The sequence below is a fragment of the Amycolatopsis vastitatis genome, assembly GCF_002234595.1.
Taxonomy (GTDB): Bacteria; Actinomycetota; Actinomycetes; order Mycobacteriales; family Pseudonocardiaceae; genus Amycolatopsis; species Amycolatopsis vastitatis.
In genome coordinates this window covers 14715-30193 of the sequence record NZ_NMUL01000082.1, presented here as the reverse complement: position 1 = coordinate 30193, position 15479 = coordinate 14715, and the positions used below count along the sequence as shown (strand labels likewise).

Below are 15479 nucleotides of genomic sequence, written 5' to 3'. Positions count from 1 at the left end.
CCGATGACCGGACATGAAGCGATGAGCAGCTTCGGGATCAGTCCCGCAAGTCTTCCGCAGTGAACGTATGGCGCTCGGTGAGCTGGGCCAGGTGTGCTTCCAGGGTCTCGAGCTGCTCGGGCCCGATTCGGGTTGCCCAGCGGCTGCGCACGCCATCGAACAGGGCACCGCCGATGGCCATCAGCTCGTGGCCTCGCGGGGTGACCCGCACACGCTTGCGGCGTCCGTCGCTCGGATCGGGCTCGCGGTCGACGTAGCCGAACTCCTCCAGCACCGCGATGGTCTGCGCCGCCGCCTGCTTGGTGACCGACAGCCGGCGACCGAGCGCGGAAGCGGTGTCCGCACCCGCGTCCACAGCGCGCAACGCGAACTCGTGCACGGGGCGGACACCTTCGTGACCGCGCTTCGCGAGCTCCACGTTCACCTCGTCGACCATGGAATGGAAGCCGCCGAGCAGCAGAAGCGCGAGCTCGGCACCGCTGGACTGCGCCATGCGGCCGATCATACGAGCCTGCGCATATAGACAAGACACTTGTCCATGTCCTAGGGTTCGACAAGTTACTTGTCCATCTGCTCGAAGGGACCTCATGAACCGCCTCGCCGCCACCATCCCCGGTGTCGACCACCACCAGGTCAACCTCAACAGCACCGAACTGCACTACGTCGCCGCCGGCACCGCCGGATATCCCGTGCTGCTGGTTCACGGCTTCCCGGAGACCTGGTGGGTGTTCCACAAGCTGATCCCCCTGCTCAGCGAGCACCACCGGGTCTTCGCCGTCGACCTTCGCGGATTCGGCGACTCCGCCACCGCCACTCCCGAGCACGACAGCGCGACCGCGGCGAAAGACCTCAGCGACCTGATCGCCTACCTGGACGTCGGCCCCGTCCACCTCACCGGCCAGGACATCAGCGGCCCCACGACGTTCCGCGTCGCCGCGACCCGCCGCGACCTCGTCCGCAGCTACACCGGAATCGAGACCGCACTCCCGGGCTTCGGCGCCGAGATGCTCGCCGACGTCACCCACGGCGGCGCCTGGCACATCGGCGTTCTCGCCGCTCCCGGCATCCCGGAAATGCTCCTCACCGGACGCGAGCGGGAGTTCCTCACCGACTACGCCATCCCCTCCCTCACCGCGAACCCCGACGCGTTCACCGACGCCGACATCGACGAGCTCGTCCGCTCCTACGCCCGACCCGACGCCTTCGCCGGCGCAGCCGGCCTGTACCGGTCACTGCTGTCCGAGGGCGAAGAACTCCGCACGCTCGCGGCCCGCAAACTGGACATGCCCGTCCTCGCGGTGGCAGGCCGCTCGGCGAACTTCACGCCCACCACGCTACGGCAGGTCGCCACCGACGTGACCGCCGTTCATATCGAACGGATCGGCCACTACGTGGCCATGGAGGCGCCCGACCAACTCGCGGCCACCCTCCACTCCTTCTATACAGACATCGATCGAATATCCGCTTCGGCCGCGAGTCGGTCGACGGCGGACGACCAGGCGCACTCATGCCTCAAGTAGGCGGCCCGGGTCCGGGGGCGAGGCATCGCCGCCTGAGCCCTGGAGACCGTGTCGCAGTGGGCACTGCGCACGTGAAGAACTCCGAGGCCGGACGGTGCCCAAGGATGACTGCGCCAGCCTATGTCGGCATCGGGGTTCGCCTGCTTCCCACGCCGACGTAACAAAGTCCCGCGTCGGCGATGACATCGGGGTCGAGCGCGTTGCGGGTATCGAAGACCAGCTCACCGGTCATCAGCGTCGCGACGGTCGTCCAGTTCAACCAGCGGTATTCGGGCCATTCGGTGAGGAGCACCAGGGCATCCGCGTTAGCGGCGGCAGCATGGACGGTCGGGACGACGGACAGCATCGGAATCTCGTCCTTGATCGCTGGGTCGTGTGCCGTGACGTCTGCTCCGCGCTCGATGAGCGTATGCGCGACGTGCATGGCCGGGGAGTTTCGAAGGTCACTGGTGCCGGCCTTAAAGGTCAAGCCGAGGAGCGCAACACGTGTTCCGGCAAGCTCTCGGCCAAGCTCCTCCTGCAGCCGCTGGATTGTTCGCTCGAGATGGTGCTGGTTGCTGATGATCGCCGCGTTCAGGATCGGGAACGGCACACCGACGTCGTGAGCCTGCCGGATAAGTGCGCGAACGTCCTTCGGCAGGCACGGGCCGCCCCAGCCTGGACCGGGCTTGAGATAGTCGCCGCCGATGCGAGGGTCGGCGGCGAGGATGTAGGCGAGGTCGCTGTGGTCGGCATCGAATGCCTCACACAGTTCCGCGATGGAGTTGTTGAACGACAGTCTTGTTGCGAGGTAGCAGTTCGCCGCGTACTTGACTAGTTCCGCTGTGGCCGGGTCGGTGATGATCACTTCGGTGCGGATAGCGTCGTACAGTGCTGCGACGCGTTTGGCTGCCGCGTGGTCGTCGGATCCGATGACGATGCGGGTGGGGTGCAGGAAGTCGTAGACGGCGTGGCCTTCGCGGAGGAATTCTGGGTTCGTCACGACTGCGATGTCGTTGCGTCGCAGCCAGGACCCGATCCTGGCCGTTGTTCCGACCGGAGTGGTGGATTTCGTGACCACCACGGCGCCTGTCGGCAGTAGGTCACGGATACGGATGACCGTGTCGCGGATCGCAGTGAGGTCAACCGATCCGTCGCGGGCCGGCGGGGTGGGGAGGCACAGCATGATCAGACTGGCCGTCGTGACCGCCTGGTCGGCGTCTGTGTCGAACTGGAGCCGATTGGCGTCGAGGCCTTCGCGCAGCAGCGATTCAATGCCGGGTTCGGCAAGGTGGCTGCGGCCAGTGCGCAGCGCTGCGACGGCTGATTCGTCGAGATCGATGCACGTGACGGTGTGTCCGAGTGACGCCAGGCAGGCCCCGGTGGTGAGCCCGACGTAGCCACTTCCGATGATGGTGATGCGTTCGGCAAGCTCCATGGGGAAGCCCCTCCCTATCGGGTTCGTGAGCAGGATGTCGACATGTGTCGATGTCCGGACCGTCAGGCTTTGGCGTGATCTAGTCGGGTAAACCCTTGTGGTATCCAGCATCGACGGCAACGGAAGCTTGCTTCTGCTGCGGCTGAACCACGGCCGGGTTTCTGCCAGCGGGTCGCTGATCGATTGCTTGGAGCCACTGAACGGCGACCGCGGCGGCTTGGATGAGTTCGCCGCGGATGCGGTGCGGTTCGTCTTCGGCGAGTGCTTAAGCCACTTCTTCGAGCAGGATGTGTCGCCAGGTCATACGGCCTTCGGCTGCAGCGCGTTCGCATTCGGTGCGCATGTGCTCGGCGAAGTCCCGCCACTCTGCACCGGTGCCGTCGGCGAGGCGGTGCTGGACGCAGTGGGCGGCGTGCTGGGCTTCTCGTTCGGCGGTGACGTCGGCCAGCACGCGTGCTAGGCCGGTGTGCGCGTCGATGGACTGGTCGGAGTTCCGGCGGGTGCTCATGGGATCACCGGCTGGCTAGGCCAGGGGCGTACTTGAGGCCACGGGTGCTGGTAGCCGTTGCGGTGCAGGTAGCGGGCGGTGAGGTGGTCGTGGAACTCGCAGTAGAGCTGCAGGGCATCCGCGGTGCAGGTCGCATCGGTGCCGGCTCGTCCGGCTTCGGTGTTGTAGATCTTGTCGTGCTTGGTCGATCTGCTCGATCGTGAGCCGGCCGAAGGTCATCGCGGTGCTGATGATGAGTTTGGCGAGGTCGTAGCCGAACGGTGCGAGAGTCAGGTCGTCGAAGTCGACGACCGCGATCCCGTCGTCGGTGCGAAGGAAGTTGCGGATGTTGGCGTCCTTGTAGAACGCGACGGGGAGTTCCGCGATCGGGAGCGGCAGGTGTTGCAGGGCCGCGGCGCGGGGTGTGATGAAGTCGGTGATCACCAGCCCGGGTGCGGCGTACGGCTGGTCGAGCGACGCGCCGTGGAGGGCCTGGGTATGCGCGGCAGCGTGGATCCGTCCAAGCGCTCCAGCGGCCGCGTCGAGGTCCGCGGGCCCGAGGTGCCGGTCGCCGAGGTGCTCGAACACGAGCCGGCCGGGCTGGACCGCGTGCAGCTGCGGTATGCGCACTCCGGAGTGAAGTCCGGCCAGTCACCTCCGGTGGGCTGCGGCGGCTCCTGCGGTGTGCTGGTCCTGATAGTGCTTGACGAACGTCTCGGTGGTCATGGACGGACCGCCTGGACGTAGGTGACGGTGGAGGTCGCGGTGACCGGCCGGTCGGGTAGCCGTCGGCGCAGCTCTGCGGCCAGCCGGCGAGGGTGCCCGGCCAGGTGGGCGGACAGCGTGTACTTGGGGCTGGTCGCGACATAGTCGGCGAAGTGGTCCAGATGCTGGAAGCGGAAGACCTGCTGCTGGTGCTGGTGCTGCAGTACCTGCATTGCGGTGGCGGTCGTGTTGGCGGCGTTGCCGCTGTGGAAGGTCGTGTACAGGCTGGGGCGTTCGACCGCGTCGAGGTCGAGGCCGGACGCGGCGATCAGCTGGTCGATTTCCTGGTAGCTGTCCGCGGACTTGGTGACCAGCACGGCCCGCCCACCGGGCGTCAGGCAGCGGGCGATCGCGGCGACCACGTCGGCCGGTCGCGGCGAGTGATACAGGCAGAACGCTGCGATCGCGACATCGACGCTGCCGTCCGGCAACGGCAGGTGGTGGAAGTCCGCGCACATCGTGTCGACGTCGAGCCCGGCTGCGGTGAGGCGTTCGCGCACGATGTCCAACAGCGCCGCGGATTGGTCGAGAGCGATGAGCCGGCTTGGCCGCAGCCGGGTGGCCAACTGCAGGGTGCTGGTGCCGCGGCCGCAGCCGATGTCGCAGACCACCGGTGCCGCGGTGGACGTGGTGGTGGCGAGGGCGGTGATGGTGGCGGTGGCGTCGTCGCCGCTGATCTTCGCGGCGTGCAGGGCGCTGGTGCGGCGGGCGAGCCGCGCGGGGTCGGCGTAGAGCGGGCCGGCGATCTGGTCAGGGTCGGTGAAGGGAGTGGCGGGCATGGACAGGGCGCCTCCCTGGCGGGTCGTTAGGTCCGGGCTGAGGTCTCCGCGCGAACGTGCGCGATGAAGCGCGCGGCCTGGCGTCGGCTGGTCAGGGTGATCAACCGCACGTTGGGTCCGTGATCGGCCAGGAGTTGACGCACCTTGGGGCGCATGGCCTTGCGGTAGCCCCAGATGTAGCGGACGAAGTTCCAGGTGATGCGGTCGTAGACACCGTCGTTGGCGTGCTGTCCGCCGCGGTAGCGCCGCCGGCGTTGCAGGATCCCGGCCAGGCAGGTGACGGCGGGCAGGTCCAGGAAGATGACGGTGTCGGCCGCCGCTAGGCGGATGGGGAGGGTGCGTGCGTAGTTGCCTTCCAGCAGCCACCGCGGCCCGGCCACGAGCGTGCGCTGCAGGTCGGCGAATTCGTCCTGCGGGAGCGTGTTCCAGTCGGCGTCGTAGTAGACCGCGTCGAGGTGGGTCAGCGGCAGGTTGAGCAGCGAGGCGAGCTGGTTGGCCAGGTGGGTCTTGCCGGACCCGCCGCAGCCGATGATGGCGATCCTGTCCATGTCGCGCGACGCTAACCGGGGCGATTCCGGGCCGTGCGGAGGCAGGCCGGTCATGAGGCGACCGTCCCCCGAGTAGGTTGCGCGTCCAGCAGTTCGTCGAGGACGGCGAGCTGGCGGGACACCCGGAACAGATCCAGCATCGTGAGGCAGTCGGCGAGCAGCTCGGCGTGCGCCGGCGTGCCAGCGAGGCTACGTAGTTCGCTAATCTTTGCGGCTGCGGACGCGCCGTCGCGCACGTGGAGCTGGGTCGGGGTGAAGCGTGCTGCGCCGCGAATGCCAGCGGGTGTCAGGGGCAGACAGCCGGCGAGGACGGCCTCCGGGAGCCGTTGGGTCATCTGTCCCGCCTGGGCGTAGCGGGTGGGCGGCAGCAGCAGTATCGTGCACAGTGCCCGCCCGTGGATTTCAGCGACCTTGCCGAACGGCACCCGCCCGACGAACCGCACGTGAGGCCAGGGAGCGGTGCGGGGCCATTTCCCGGCGACGAGGTGGTCGTGCCGGGCTGCGGCGGGCGCGAAGAAGGCGCTGAAGGCGTCGTCGCGGTCGTACTGGTTCCCGACGTACGCCAGCGGTAGGTCAAGGGCGCGGGTGGCCAGGGCGACGGGGTCAGCGGCGTCCAAGGTGTCGTCTACGACGGGAAACAGCAGCGACACCGCACCTGGTGTGGGGTGCAGTGCGGCCTCGCAGACGTTCACGTTCGGCGCGGAGCGCAGCGGATCGTCGGCGGGCAGCGTGCGGTCCTTGTCCCAGAGGATCGTGCGGATGCCGAGGCCGTGGGTGTAGTGGTCGAGCAGCTGCTGCTGGCGGTGCAGGTCGCAGGTGTGCCCGACCGCGCCGCACCAGGTGGTGTTGCGCCCGGGGATGGGCCAGCGCCACTCGAGGAACAGGATGTCGATGTCCGGGAGCCCGACGTCCCAGCGGTAGTGCGCAGACAGATCAAGTCCGGCTTCCAGATAGTCGCGGTCGGGTTGCAGGAACACCAGCTGGTGACCGCGCTCACGGAGTCCGTCGATGAGTACGCGGCGGTGGCTGCGGCCACCGTCGGGGGTGTCGCGGATTCCGAGGCCGAGGAAGCCCCAGAAGCTGTAGCCGATCTTCACTTGGTGACCCACCAGCCTTCCAGCATCAGGGCGTCCAGGCCGCTGCCGGCGAGGCAGTCCAGTGCCATTTCCGGGGTGCCGCAGATCGGTTTGCCTTTGACGTTGAGCGAGGTGTTGATCAGCACGAGCACGCCGGTGATCGCCGCGAACTCGGCCAGGACCTCGGCCAAGAACGGGTTCTGCGCCGGGGTCACCGTCTGGACCCGGGCGGTGGCGTTCGCGTGCACGATCGCGGGGATCTTGTCGCGGGCCAGGTCGGTGACCCCGGAGGCGATGGACATGTACGGCGTGGGCTGCGGCACCGTGAAGTACTCGCCGGCGGCGTCGGCGAGGACGACGGGCGCGAACGGGCGCGAACGGGCGGAAGGGTTCCCGGAATTTGACGGTGTCATTCAGCCGCGCCACGACGTCGGGAAGCAGCGGGGACGCGAGGATCGAGCGATTCCCCAGGGCACGCGGGCCCGCTTCGAGCCGGCCGTGGAAGAGACCGGCGATCCGGCCGTCGGCCAGCTGACGGGCCAGGAACCGGGCCGGCGCCTCCGGCTGGTGCGCAGTCAGGCCGGGCCGGGGGCTGGCCGGCAGCATCAGCCCTGGGTGGGCGGGCCCGAGATAGCAGCGTTCGGCCACCCCGGTAGGGAGTGTTCCGGTCGCAGTCAGGTGGGCGGCGATGGCGGCGCCGAGTGCGGTGCCGGCGTCGCCGGGGGCCGGCGGGACGTGGACCTCGTCGAACAGACCTGCGTCGACGATCTTGCCGACGGCGACACAGTTGGTCGCGACACCGCCGCCTAGTACTCCAGCTGTAGATCGTGATCTTGCTGGCTGAGATGGTGAGCGGCGGGTGTCCGGCCGCGCGATCGGCAGGCGTCTGTGAGGGAGAATGCCTCCATGATCGAAGGCATCCACACCGGGAACGCCCCGTTCGTACGCTTCTCCGATGGCACCAAGCCTCCGTTGTCCCAGGCCGTCAGGACCGGTGATCTGATCTTCACCTCCGGGCAGGGGCCACTCAACCCCGTTACGCACGAGATACCGACCGACTTCGATGCCCAGGTGCGGCAGGTTCTGCTCAACCTCGTCGCCGTCTCCGTCGCGGCCGGCAGCAGCAAGGACCTGATCGTCAAGTGCACCTGCTATCTCAGTGACCGTAGGCACTTCGCCACCTTCAACCGCGTGTATGGGGAGTTCTTCGCGGACTGCTCTCCGTTGCCCGCCCGGACCACGGTCATCACGCAACTCGTACGCGATGGCGTACTCGTCGAGATCGACGGCGTTGCTGTAGTCACCCCGGCGGGAGAATAAACGGCCGTGCAGGCCAGGCGTCTTCACGGTGGCGTGGTGGCTTGCCAGCGGTAGTGGGCGGTGCGGGCGCGGGCTTGGTGGCGGCGTCGCCAGTCGGACCAGTGCAGGCGGTGTGCAGCGTCGCGGACGGGCTGGACGATCAGCGTGGTGAACAGGTGCTGGATCTCGTTGCACGTCAGTGGGATGAGCCCCTCCGGGGCCGCGTGATGGTCACGTTCGTGCGCGGTGGCGGCGGCCAGGAAGGCGTGGGCGAGCATCGCGAGGGTGACCCAGCGATGCCAGGACGTCCACCGCCTGACCTGGTGTTCATCCAGCCCGGCCAGGCCCTTGGCGCCCCACCTCGCCAGCGATCAACGGCTCAGCAACATTCAACGCCAACGTCACCACACTCGAGGCCAACAACAGCCGCCGAGCCGGCCGAATCACTTCAGCAGGAGCGTCCCGCAACGACAGGGACCGGATCGCGATCAGCAGCCCGACCACCGACAGGTCGACCGCAGGCGCTACCAGCGGAGCGACCCAGACCGGCACCCCCAGCCGGAGAGCCAAAGAGAACACGTTCCCGAAACCGAAGAGGAAGGTCAGAGCCACGATGATCCCCACGATCAGCGTGACCGCCGACAGCACCGGATCACGGCCCTCGCTCGGGCTCAACACAGCAGCCACTCTGCCCGGCGATCCGCACCACGAACCACGATCGACCTGCACGAACAGCTCGGCAGAATCCGACACGCACGTGCCCGAGAAGTGCCCGAGAGGTCTCGCACACGTCGACAGTAAGCGGTATAATTCGACACAGGTGATGCCCGTTGACCAGCCGAAAAGGTCTTGTCCGACATCACTCGGCACCGCCCGACACCCCAAAACGCGTTCTCTTAACCAGCGGGTTCGGGGTTCGAGTCCCTGATGGCGCACCCCCACCCCCCAGGTTATCGGGTTCGATCACCTGGGGTTTGTGTTATCCGGAAGTGTTTCTTCCGCTTGGTCGCCGTCCACAATGGTCGGTGACGTGCCCGAGCTGTCGCGATGCCGACCGCGGGACGATCTTGGCAGTCGCCTCGGCTGCAGCCAGTGCGACCTCGGGCAGCACCGTGGTGTAGGTGTCCATCGTCACGGTGATCGACGAATGCCGCAGCATGCTCTGCACAACCTTCATGTCCGCACCCGCTGCCAGAGCGAGCGTCGCCGCGCCGTGGCGCAGATCGTGCAGCCGGATCGGCGGGAGCCCGGCCTGGCGCGTCAGCTCCTGGAACCGTGCCGTCACGTCAGCCGGATGTAGCGGGCTGCCATCGGGTTGGGTGTGGGGTTCCGGGCGCCCACCTGGCTGATGGCCCCCGTGCTCGCCTGGCTGACCGCTCATGTCACGCCGCTGCGCGTGAATTTCGAGGCACACCCCGACCCCGACGCCGAGGAGCCGCGGAGCCACGGGAGGTCTGCCGGGACACCCTGGCCGAAGCACGGCGGTTGGGTATCCCGGTACCGCGACTGGCAGCGGCGGAACCGAGCTTCGCCGCTGAAAAGTGAGTGACAGGGCGGCAATCCGCCACTTGCCGGCCGAGCACACCTGCTGCGCGGGAGGCGCGGCGAGCCTGGTCGGCATCGGCCCGCTCCGGCTCGAACGCGTGGCAGCCGACCGGATGCCGTTGGTCGAAGCCGAACAGTCAGGGCAATTCTCGCGTCGGCAGCACCTTGCGAAGGTAGGTCGCCGATTCCTCATACCCCAAAGCCAGGTAGAAGGGCGCCGCGCGTCGGGTAGCCAAGGCGGAAAGGGCGCAGTTCCGCTGTGCCGCCCAACGCTCCAACGCCTGCATCAGAGCACGGCCGATGCCGCGGCCCCTCGCCTCTGCGCGTACCAGGATCTCCTCGACCCAGGCCACCGGACCATTCGCGTAGAACGTACGGTGCTTGACTCCCAGCAGATAGCCGAGTACGCCATCGCTGTCGGCAGCGATCAGGAGACAGGCGTCATCGGTCGACAGCACTGCTGCGTAGCTGTCGTGGAACCGGGCTTTCGAGAACGGGAACGACTGTGCCAGCTGACCCGCGAGATCGCACACAGCCTCCGCGTCCTCTGTCGTGCCGTACCGGATGTGGACCGAAGAGCAGCTCATCCACAGACGATCCAAGCGGCGGTGGCGTTCGGCAACCGGATTACGGTCGTTGCCGGTTTCCGCCGTGATCGCGGTGTGATCACGGCGGAAACCGGGCATCGGACGTGGGCACACCGTGGTGTTCACGGCGGGACGTTCATGTCCGCAGGCGTTGTGGGGTGGTTCAGCCCACGTTGGCCGCGGCCATGATGATGCGCTGTGCGGTCTGCGGTATGTCCCCACCCATGTGCAGGGTGTTCACCGAGTAGACCAAGCGGCGGGACAGGTTCAGGGTGGTGCCCATGCCGCTGGCGTACCCGGGCCGGTCGCCGGTTTTGCCCCAGAACACGACCTGGCCGATGGTCATCCGGGCGAGCCCGCCGCCGATGTGTGCCGGTTTGTCGTTGCCGGGGTCGTCGTCACCGTCGTAGTCGGGGACGTCCGGGATCGCGAAGAGCTCGGCGGTCTGCGCCGGCGGCAGCAGCCGGCCGGACACCAGTGCGGTGAGGAACCGGTCGAGGTCGGGGGCGTTGGAGATCATTTCCGCGGCGGCCCACTGGAAGGTGGGGTTGGCCTGGGTGATGTCGACGTAGTCGGTGTGTCCACCGGTGGTGACCGCTTCGTATCCATGGGCGTGCGGGCCACGGATCTCGATGTCGGTGCCCGGTACCGAAGTGGCGGACAAGTGCAGCGGCTGGATGATCCCCTCGCGGATCGACGCGCCGTACGGGCGGCCGGTCACCTTTTCGATGACCATGCCGAGGACGAGGTAGGTGATGTTGCCGTAGTCCTGCTTGGTACCGGGGGCGAACGTCATCGGCCGGTCGGCTGTGGCCAGGTCGATCAGCCGGCGTGGGGTCCAGGTGTCGAACCGGTGGGCCAGGAACCAGGTCGGGTCCTTGTGGTCGATCCTGATCCCGGGGATTCCGGCGGTGTAGTTGAGCAGTTGGCGGATGGTGATCGGCGCGTAGCCGGCGGGCAGTACGTCGGGCAGGTAGCTCTGCACGGTGCGGTTCAGGTCGAGCCGGCCCCGGGCCGCCAGTTGCAGCACGGCGGTCGCGGTGAACGTCTTGGTCATGCTGCCGATCCGGAAGCGGCCGGCCGCCGGCACCGGCCGGCCGGAGTGGATGTCGGCGACGCCTGAGGTGCCTACCCACGTGCCGGCCGAGCCGCGCACCTGGACCAGGGCGCCGCTGGCCTCATCGTTGGGCAGCCCGGCAATGGCCGTGCGCATCGCAGCGGGGTCCAGTGGTGGCAGGGTGGAGGCTGATGCCGCAGGGGCGAGGGTGGTGGCGAGCAGGAGGGTCCCGCAGGCGAGACCCATAGCGCGGCGCAATCGTGTGGAATCGCGAGGCTTCATGGTCAAAGCCTGGCGCGTCGGATAGCCCCTGCCATCCGGGACAACCCCGGGGCCTGCCCGGAGATCATCCCCGACGGTGGACCCCGGGGTTGCGCCCGCTCGCCTCCTGTTGGCGATCATTCCGGTGTGGTGAGCTGTGGTCGGGAGCGGCGGTGGTGGCGTTCTCGGGTGGTGCGCAGCGCGGCAGTGCCGCACCGATCGGCCGCTCCCGCACAGGGCTGGGTGCGGCGAGAGCTGATTGACGGGCTTCGCTGTGCCGTGGTCGGCGTCCGGGACCGTGCTGTTGGCTCAGGTAGCCGTGGGCGATGGTTCGGTCCGCGATGACTTGCGGGCGTGTGTAGAAGTCGGTGTGGGTCAGGCCAGCCGGCGCGAACACGTTTCGGCGTACGTAGTCGTAGTAGGTCACTCCAGCCACCGCCGCTGTCACGGCGCCGAGCAGGAAGTAGCCGTCGTTGCTGTAGCTCCACTGCGAACCTGGCGTGAAGCGCAGCGGCAGTGTCCGCAGGTAGGCCAGCATGCCTAACCAGATATCGGTTTCGCTATCCCACTTTTCGGACCCAGGCCGTGTCACAGCTGGCCGCTCAGCACGACGAGATCACCGGGCTCCGTGCCGCTCTGACCAGCGCAACCAACGTCCGCAGCCTGTCATCCACCCGCGATCGAGCCTCCGCTCGCCCATAGTGGATGACCCGCGGGGTCGGCGGGATCGGCGCGGCGAGCTTCCTCGCCGACGTCGGGCACGAGGTCCCGACCGCGCTGATGGCCAGCCTGGTCACCGGCACCCTCGGCGCGCCCGCCTCGGCGTTCGGGCTGATCGAGGGTATCTCCGACGGACTGGCCGGCGCGGGCCGGTTCGTCGGCGGCCCCTTGGCCGTCGGTTGATCAGTTCACCGGCAGGTCGCCGCGATGTGGCTGGACGAGGGCGGTCTTGAGGGCGTTGATCAGGCTGGCGCGGAAGCCGATCACGCTGGCGGCATTCCCGCGCAGCAGGTCGGCGCAGTAATACATGCCGGGGACCTCGACGAGTTCGCAGGCGACGCCGGCCTGGTTGAGCCGGTGGGCGTAGTCGATGTCTTCGGTGTGGAAGAGATCGAGGTCGCCGACGCCGATCCAGGCCGGTGGCAGTCCGGTGAGGTCACTGCGGCGGGCGGGCGGGCGGGCCGCCGGTGGCCGGTCGTGGTTCCAGCTGTACTGGCTGCGTGACGAGAAGCGGCGGCCAACTTCGAGGCCGGAGCCGCCGCGCACCGCCGTATCCAAGGGGTTTCGGCTGTGGCCGACCACACCGCGCGCGAGTTCGCCCCGGCCACATGGGAGTCCGTGGCGGCGGTCCGCGCGCACACGGACCTGCCGGTGGTGCTCAAGGGGATCCTCGCCGTCGAGGACGCCCGCCGTGCCGTCGAGGCTGGTGTGGACGGAATCGTGGTGTCCAACCACGGAGGTCGTCAGTTGGACGGCGCCGTGCCCGGAGTCGAGATGCTGGGCGAGATCGCCGCCGCGGTCTCTGGCAACTGCGAGGTGCTGCTGGACGGGGGAATCCGCAGTGGCGGGACACCCTCAAGGCGGTCGCCCTTGGTGCGTCGGCCGTGCTGGTCGGGCGGCCCATGATGTGCGGGCTGGCCGCGGTCGGCCAGGATGGCGTTCGACAGGTGCTCGACCTGTTGGCCGTCGAACTCCGGGACGCGATGGGCCTGGCGGGCCGCGAGTCGGTGAGCGTGGCCTGTCGGCTGAGCACGAGGGGCCCCCGGTATGGCTGATGCTCCGGGGAAGCGATCGAGCGGTCCGTGGCATGACGCGAAGCCTGCGGCGTCGTTCGTGCTCGATCCGGTCCTCGACAAACCCGGCACGCGTGCCCGTGTTTCGAGCGCGGGCCGCCGCAACCCGCCCGGTGCTCACCGAGTTCGCTCCAACCGGGAGATCGTCCCTGCCCTGTCACTGTCCAACCCGTAGCCGGATCCACACGCGGTGACCGGTGGGAAGATGCACGCGTTACTGGAGTTTGCCTTCCGGAGGGGTTACTTATGTTAACGCGCTCTAGGAAACTGCTCACGCTTGGGGCCGTCGTCACCTTGGTCGCCACATTGACCGGCAGTGTGTCGGAAGCCGAACAGTCCACAAGCGACGGTGATTGGGCCACGTGGCAGAAGGATCTCGTCGGTTCCCGGTACGCCTCGGCCGAGCATCGCATCAACGCTCACAACGTCAAGAACCTGAAGCTGAAGTGGGCGTTCGTCTATCCGGAGATCGGTGCGATGTCGCGCAGCGAGCCGGTTGTCGTCGGCAACACGATCTACTTCGGCGGCCCGGACGGCAAGTTCTACGCCCGCGACGCCAATACCGGCGCCGCGAAGTGGGAGTTCGACCTGACGTCCGTCAACCACGGGGATCGCGCGGTCCCGTGGGACGGGCCGGCGGTGTCCGGCGGCAAGGTCTTCTTCGGTGACGCGGGTGGCTACTTCTACGCGCTCGATGCCCGCACCGGCGCGCTGAAATGGTCGACCAGTATCGGCGAGCACCCGCAGGCCGGCGTCACCAGCTCACCGATAGTCTACGAAGGACGTGTCTATGTTGGCGTGTCCAGTCTCGAGAACCTCTCCGGCCAAGACTACCCGTGCTGCACGTTCCGCGGGCATCTCGTCTCGCTCGACGTGAACACCGGCGAGGTGAAGTGGCGGTACTACACGGTGCCGGAACCGCAGCAGGTCGGCACGTGGCCCAGCGGCGCGGCGAAGTACGAGCCGTCAGGTGTCGGAGTGTGGAGCTCGCCCGTGATCGACCCGCGCACCGGCACGCTCTACGTCGGCACCGGCCAGAACTACACCGGCAGTGGCGGTGACTTCGACACCCTGCTGGCCCTGGACGCACGCACTGGCGGAGTGCGGTGGAAGAACCAGGTCACCAAGGCCGACACGTGGCGGGCGGAGTGCACCCAACCGGATCCGAATGGCTACTGCCCCGGACTCGCGGACGGCACCGCGCTCGACTACGACATCAGTGCCACACCGAACATCTTCCGCGTCGGCGACCGCATGCTCGTCGGTGTCGGCCAGAAGTCGGGCGTCTACCACGTGTTCGACGCCCGTACCGGCGAGGTCGTGTGGCGCCGCCAACTCGGCGTGCCGCAAGGGAACGGCGGCAGCGGCGTGCAAGGCATCCAATGGGGCTCCAGCTACGACGGCAAACGGCTCTACATCGCCTCGTACCATGCCGACCCGGGCTCGCTGTTCGCGGTGAACCCGGCGAACGGCGACGTGTTGTGGCAGACACCGCACCCGGCGGACGGCTGCACCACCGGTGGCGCGGCGCAAAATCCCGGAGCCTGCTACCTGGCGCACGGGCCGGCCGCGACCAGCAGCCCCGGCCTCGTGTGGGAGGGCTCGAACGACGGCAAGCTGCGGGCCTACGACTCCGCAACCGGCAGCGTGCTGTGGACCTACGACACGATCCGCACCTTCACCGGTGTCAACGGGTTTGAGGGTGTGGGCAGTACGATCAACGGCACCGGCGGTGGCGCGGTCGTCGCTCACGGGATGGTCTACGTGCAGTCAGGTTACCTGCCGGCGTACGTGCCGGACAAGCGACGCGTGCTGCTGGCGTTTGGCATTTGATACCTCGGGAATCGGGATTTTTCATCTTGGTTTGCGCTGGTCAGTGGGGTTTGGCGGGGTGGTTGTGGTTGCCCTGCAGGGGCGGGCTGGTTGTCTACTGTCGATAGGAAACGCAGCGGAGCCCCCGGATGTTGATCAAGTCGTGACTCAAGAAGAAACATCCGGGGGCTCCGCGCCCACTGTCTCACCCGCCAGGTGAGGTGGACCGCCTGCTGCAGCCGTTCACCCGCCTGACCGGGGAACGCGGCCAACGCTCGCTCGTAGCCGATGAGCGGATGAGGCGTCCCGACGAACGTGACAATCTCCGAGCTGACGAACTTTGTCGGATCAACTTTCGAGACCGCCAAGCCTTCAAACTGCCATGAATACCAGAGATCGACGACGGTCACCCCCAGCACACACCACCGCGGTGCAAACATACTGGCCAGGGGGACCGTCAAGTCATGGTCACCAACGTCGCCGTGAACGTCACCGCGTTCGAGAACGACGAGGCGTCGAGTCTGGTACCGGCC

The 15479-nt window shown here is 67.7% G+C and carries 20 protein-coding genes and 2 pseudogenes; 7 read left to right on the top strand and 15 right to left on the bottom strand.

What is annotated here, in order from left to right:
• Nucleotides 1–37: 37 nt before the first annotated feature.
• Nucleotides 38–493, bottom strand: a complete 456-nt coding sequence (locus CF165_RS47560) for a MarR family winged helix-turn-helix transcriptional regulator (protein WP_240522177.1) — start codon at nt 491–493, stop codon at nt 38–40.
• 94 nt (nt 494–587) lie between these two features.
• Here CF165_RS47560 and CF165_RS47555 point away from each other — a divergent pair, with 94 nt between their 5' ends.
• On the top strand, nt 588–1520 hold the full coding sequence (locus CF165_RS47555; protein WP_093954199.1) for an alpha/beta fold hydrolase: 933 nt from the start codon (nt 588–590) through the stop codon (nt 1518–1520).
• A 118-nt stretch (nt 1521–1638) separates the two neighbouring features.
• Here the strand turns inward: CF165_RS47555 and CF165_RS47550 are convergent, their stop codons facing one another.
• The gene (locus CF165_RS47550) at nt 1639–2937 is read right to left on the bottom strand and encodes a UDP-glucose dehydrogenase family protein (protein WP_093954198.1); all 1299 of its coding nucleotides are present in this window, start codon (nt 2935–2937) and stop codon (nt 1639–1641) included.
• A gap of 97 nt (nt 2938–3034) precedes the next feature.
• On the opposite strand from CF165_RS47550, the gene CF165_RS47545 reads away from it, so the two are divergent.
• Complete coding sequence (locus CF165_RS47545) at nt 3035–3397, top strand: hypothetical protein (protein WP_093954197.1); 363 nt, start codon at nt 3035–3037, stop codon at nt 3395–3397.
• Between the two features lie 63 nt (nt 3398–3460).
• On the opposite strand, the gene CF165_RS53980 is transcribed toward CF165_RS47545, so the two are convergent.
• The 6 genes and pseudogenes from CF165_RS53980 to CF165_RS53975 all read right to left on the bottom strand — a co-directional run.
• Complete coding sequence (locus CF165_RS53980; RefSeq protein ID WP_158226961.1) at nt 3461–4012, bottom strand: phosphotransferase; 552 nt, start codon at nt 4010–4012, stop codon at nt 3461–3463.
• Nucleotides 4013–4146: 134 nt separating this feature from the next.
• Nucleotides 4147–4968 carry a class I SAM-dependent methyltransferase gene (locus CF165_RS47535; protein ID WP_093954195.1) on the bottom strand — a complete coding sequence of 274 codons (822 nt, stop codon included), beginning with the start codon at nt 4966–4968 and terminating at the stop codon, nt 4147–4149.
• A gap of 26 nt (nt 4969–4994) precedes the next feature.
• Nucleotides 4995–5516 carry a P-loop NTPase family protein gene (locus CF165_RS47530; RefSeq protein ID WP_093954194.1) on the bottom strand — a complete coding sequence of 174 codons (522 nt, stop codon included), beginning with the start codon at nt 5514–5516 and terminating at the stop codon, nt 4995–4997.
• A gap of 50 nt (nt 5517–5566) precedes the next feature.
• Complete coding sequence (locus CF165_RS53290) at nt 5567–6613, bottom strand: hypothetical protein (RefSeq protein WP_240522175.1); 1047 nt, start codon at nt 6611–6613, stop codon at nt 5567–5569.
• The gene (locus CF165_RS53285) at nt 6610–7005 is read right to left on the bottom strand and encodes a carbamoyltransferase C-terminal domain-containing protein (protein WP_276209776.1); all 396 of its coding nucleotides are present in this window, start codon (nt 7003–7005) and stop codon (nt 6610–6612) included. Before CF165_RS53285 ends, CF165_RS53290 begins: the two co-directional genes overlap by 4 nt.
• 31 nt (nt 7006–7036) lie before the next feature.
• Nucleotides 7037–7516, bottom strand: a pseudogene (locus tag CF165_RS53975) (carbamoyltransferase N-terminal domain-containing protein); the annotation flags it as partial.
• On the opposite strand from CF165_RS53975, the gene CF165_RS47515 reads away from it, so the two are divergent.
• Nucleotides 7499–7912: a RidA family protein gene (locus tag CF165_RS47515; protein WP_093954192.1), complete on the top strand. Its 414-nt coding sequence runs from the start codon at nt 7499–7501 to the stop codon at nt 7910–7912. The pseudogene CF165_RS53975 and the gene CF165_RS47515 overlap by 18 nt on opposite strands.
• A gap of 23 nt (nt 7913–7935) precedes the next feature.
• On the opposite strand, the pseudogene CF165_RS47510 reads toward CF165_RS47515, so the two are convergent.
• The 6 genes and pseudogenes from CF165_RS47510 to CF165_RS47485 all read right to left on the bottom strand — a co-directional run.
• Nucleotides 7936–8241: pseudogene (locus CF165_RS47510) on the bottom strand (IS701 family transposase); the annotation flags it as partial.
• Nucleotides 8219–8569: a hypothetical protein gene (locus CF165_RS47505; protein ID WP_240522174.1), complete on the bottom strand. Its 351-nt coding sequence runs from the start codon at nt 8567–8569 to the stop codon at nt 8219–8221. The pseudogene CF165_RS47510 and the gene CF165_RS47505, both read right to left, overlap by 23 nt.
• A 301-nt stretch (nt 8570–8870) precedes the next feature.
• Entirely contained in the window at nt 8871–9176 is a 306-nt protein-coding gene (locus CF165_RS53280) for a tyrosine-type recombinase/integrase (protein ID WP_240522173.1), read from the bottom strand.
• A 397-nt stretch (nt 9177–9573) separates the two neighbouring features.
• Nucleotides 9574–10149: a GNAT family N-acetyltransferase gene (locus tag CF165_RS47495; RefSeq protein ID WP_205661216.1), complete on the bottom strand. Its 576-nt coding sequence runs from the start codon at nt 10147–10149 to the stop codon at nt 9574–9576.
• 37 nt (nt 10150–10186) lie between these two features.
• Nucleotides 10187–11236, bottom strand: a complete 1050-nt coding sequence (locus CF165_RS47490; RefSeq protein ID WP_205661215.1) for a serine hydrolase domain-containing protein — start codon at nt 11234–11236, stop codon at nt 10187–10189.
• 190 nt (nt 11237–11426) lie between these two features.
• Entirely contained in the window at nt 11427–11879 is a 453-nt protein-coding gene (locus tag CF165_RS47485; protein ID WP_093954188.1) for a serine hydrolase domain-containing protein, read from the bottom strand.
• 167 nt (nt 11880–12046) lie between these two features.
• Between CF165_RS47485 and CF165_RS47480 the strand changes: the two genes are divergently transcribed.
• Nucleotides 12047–12244, top strand: a complete 198-nt coding sequence (locus CF165_RS47480; RefSeq protein ID WP_205661214.1) for a hypothetical protein — start codon at nt 12047–12049, stop codon at nt 12242–12244.
• Here the strand turns inward: CF165_RS47480 and CF165_RS53275 are convergent, their stop codons facing one another.
• Entirely contained in the window at nt 12245–12607 is a 363-nt protein-coding gene (locus tag CF165_RS53275; protein ID WP_240522172.1) for an alpha/beta hydrolase fold domain-containing protein, read from the bottom strand.
• 24 nt (nt 12608–12631) lie between these two features.
• Here CF165_RS53275 and CF165_RS53600 point away from each other — a divergent pair, with 24 nt between their 5' ends.
• From CF165_RS53600 to CF165_RS47465, 3 genes are all read left to right on the top strand, one after another.
• Entirely contained in the window at nt 12632–12967 is a 336-nt protein-coding gene (locus CF165_RS53600) for an alpha-hydroxy-acid oxidizing protein (RefSeq protein ID WP_276209775.1), read from the top strand.
• Complete coding sequence (locus CF165_RS53595) at nt 12964–13116, top strand: alpha-hydroxy-acid oxidizing protein (RefSeq protein WP_338023732.1); 153 nt, start codon at nt 12964–12966, stop codon at nt 13114–13116. Before CF165_RS53600 ends, CF165_RS53595 begins: the two co-directional genes overlap by 4 nt.
• Nucleotides 13117–13428: 312 nt before the next feature.
• The gene (locus CF165_RS47465; protein ID WP_338023730.1) at nt 13429–14967 is read left to right on the top strand and encodes an outer membrane protein assembly factor BamB family protein; all 1539 of its coding nucleotides are present in this window, start codon (nt 13429–13431) and stop codon (nt 14965–14967) included.
• Nucleotides 14968–15479: the final 512 nt, after the last annotated feature.

What these genes read in the sequence shown, in the direction of transcription:
- CF165_RS47560 (WP_240522177.1), bottom strand. Translation starts at nt 493, where the DNA reads ATGGCGCAGTCCAGCGGTGCCGAGCTCGCGCTTCTGCTGCTCGGCGGC.
- CF165_RS47555 (WP_093954199.1), top strand. Translation starts at nt 588, where the DNA reads ATGAACCGCCTCGCCGCCACCATCCCCGGTGTCGACCACCACCAGGTC.
- CF165_RS47550 (WP_093954198.1), bottom strand. Translation starts at nt 2,937, where the DNA reads ATGGAGCTTGCCGAACGCATCACCATCATCGGAAGTGGCTACGTCGGG.
- CF165_RS47535 (WP_093954195.1), bottom strand. Translation starts at nt 4,968, where the DNA reads ATGCCCGCCACTCCCTTCACCGACCCTGACCAGATCGCCGGCCCGCTC.
- CF165_RS47530 (WP_093954194.1), bottom strand. Translation starts at nt 5,516, where the DNA reads ATGGACAGGATCGCCATCATCGGCTGCGGCGGGTCCGGCAAGACCCAC.
- CF165_RS53285 (WP_276209776.1), bottom strand. Translation starts at nt 7,005, where the DNA reads ATGACACCGTCAAATTCCGGGAACCCTTCCGCCCGTTCGCGCCCGTTC.
- CF165_RS47515 (WP_093954192.1), top strand. Translation starts at nt 7,499, where the DNA reads ATGATCGAAGGCATCCACACCGGGAACGCCCCGTTCGTACGCTTCTCC.
- CF165_RS47490 (WP_205661215.1), bottom strand. Translation starts at nt 11,236, where the DNA reads ATGCGCACGGCCATTGCCGGGCTGCCCAACGATGAGGCCAGCGGCGCC.
- CF165_RS47485 (WP_093954188.1), bottom strand. Translation starts at nt 11,879, where the DNA reads ATGCTGGCCTACCTGCGGACACTGCCGCTGCGCTTCACGCCAGGTTCG.
- CF165_RS47480 (WP_205661214.1), top strand. Translation starts at nt 12,047, where the DNA reads ATGACCCGCGGGGTCGGCGGGATCGGCGCGGCGAGCTTCCTCGCCGAC.
- CF165_RS53595 (WP_338023732.1), top strand. Translation starts at nt 12,964, where the DNA reads ATGATGTGCGGGCTGGCCGCGGTCGGCCAGGATGGCGTTCGACAGGTG.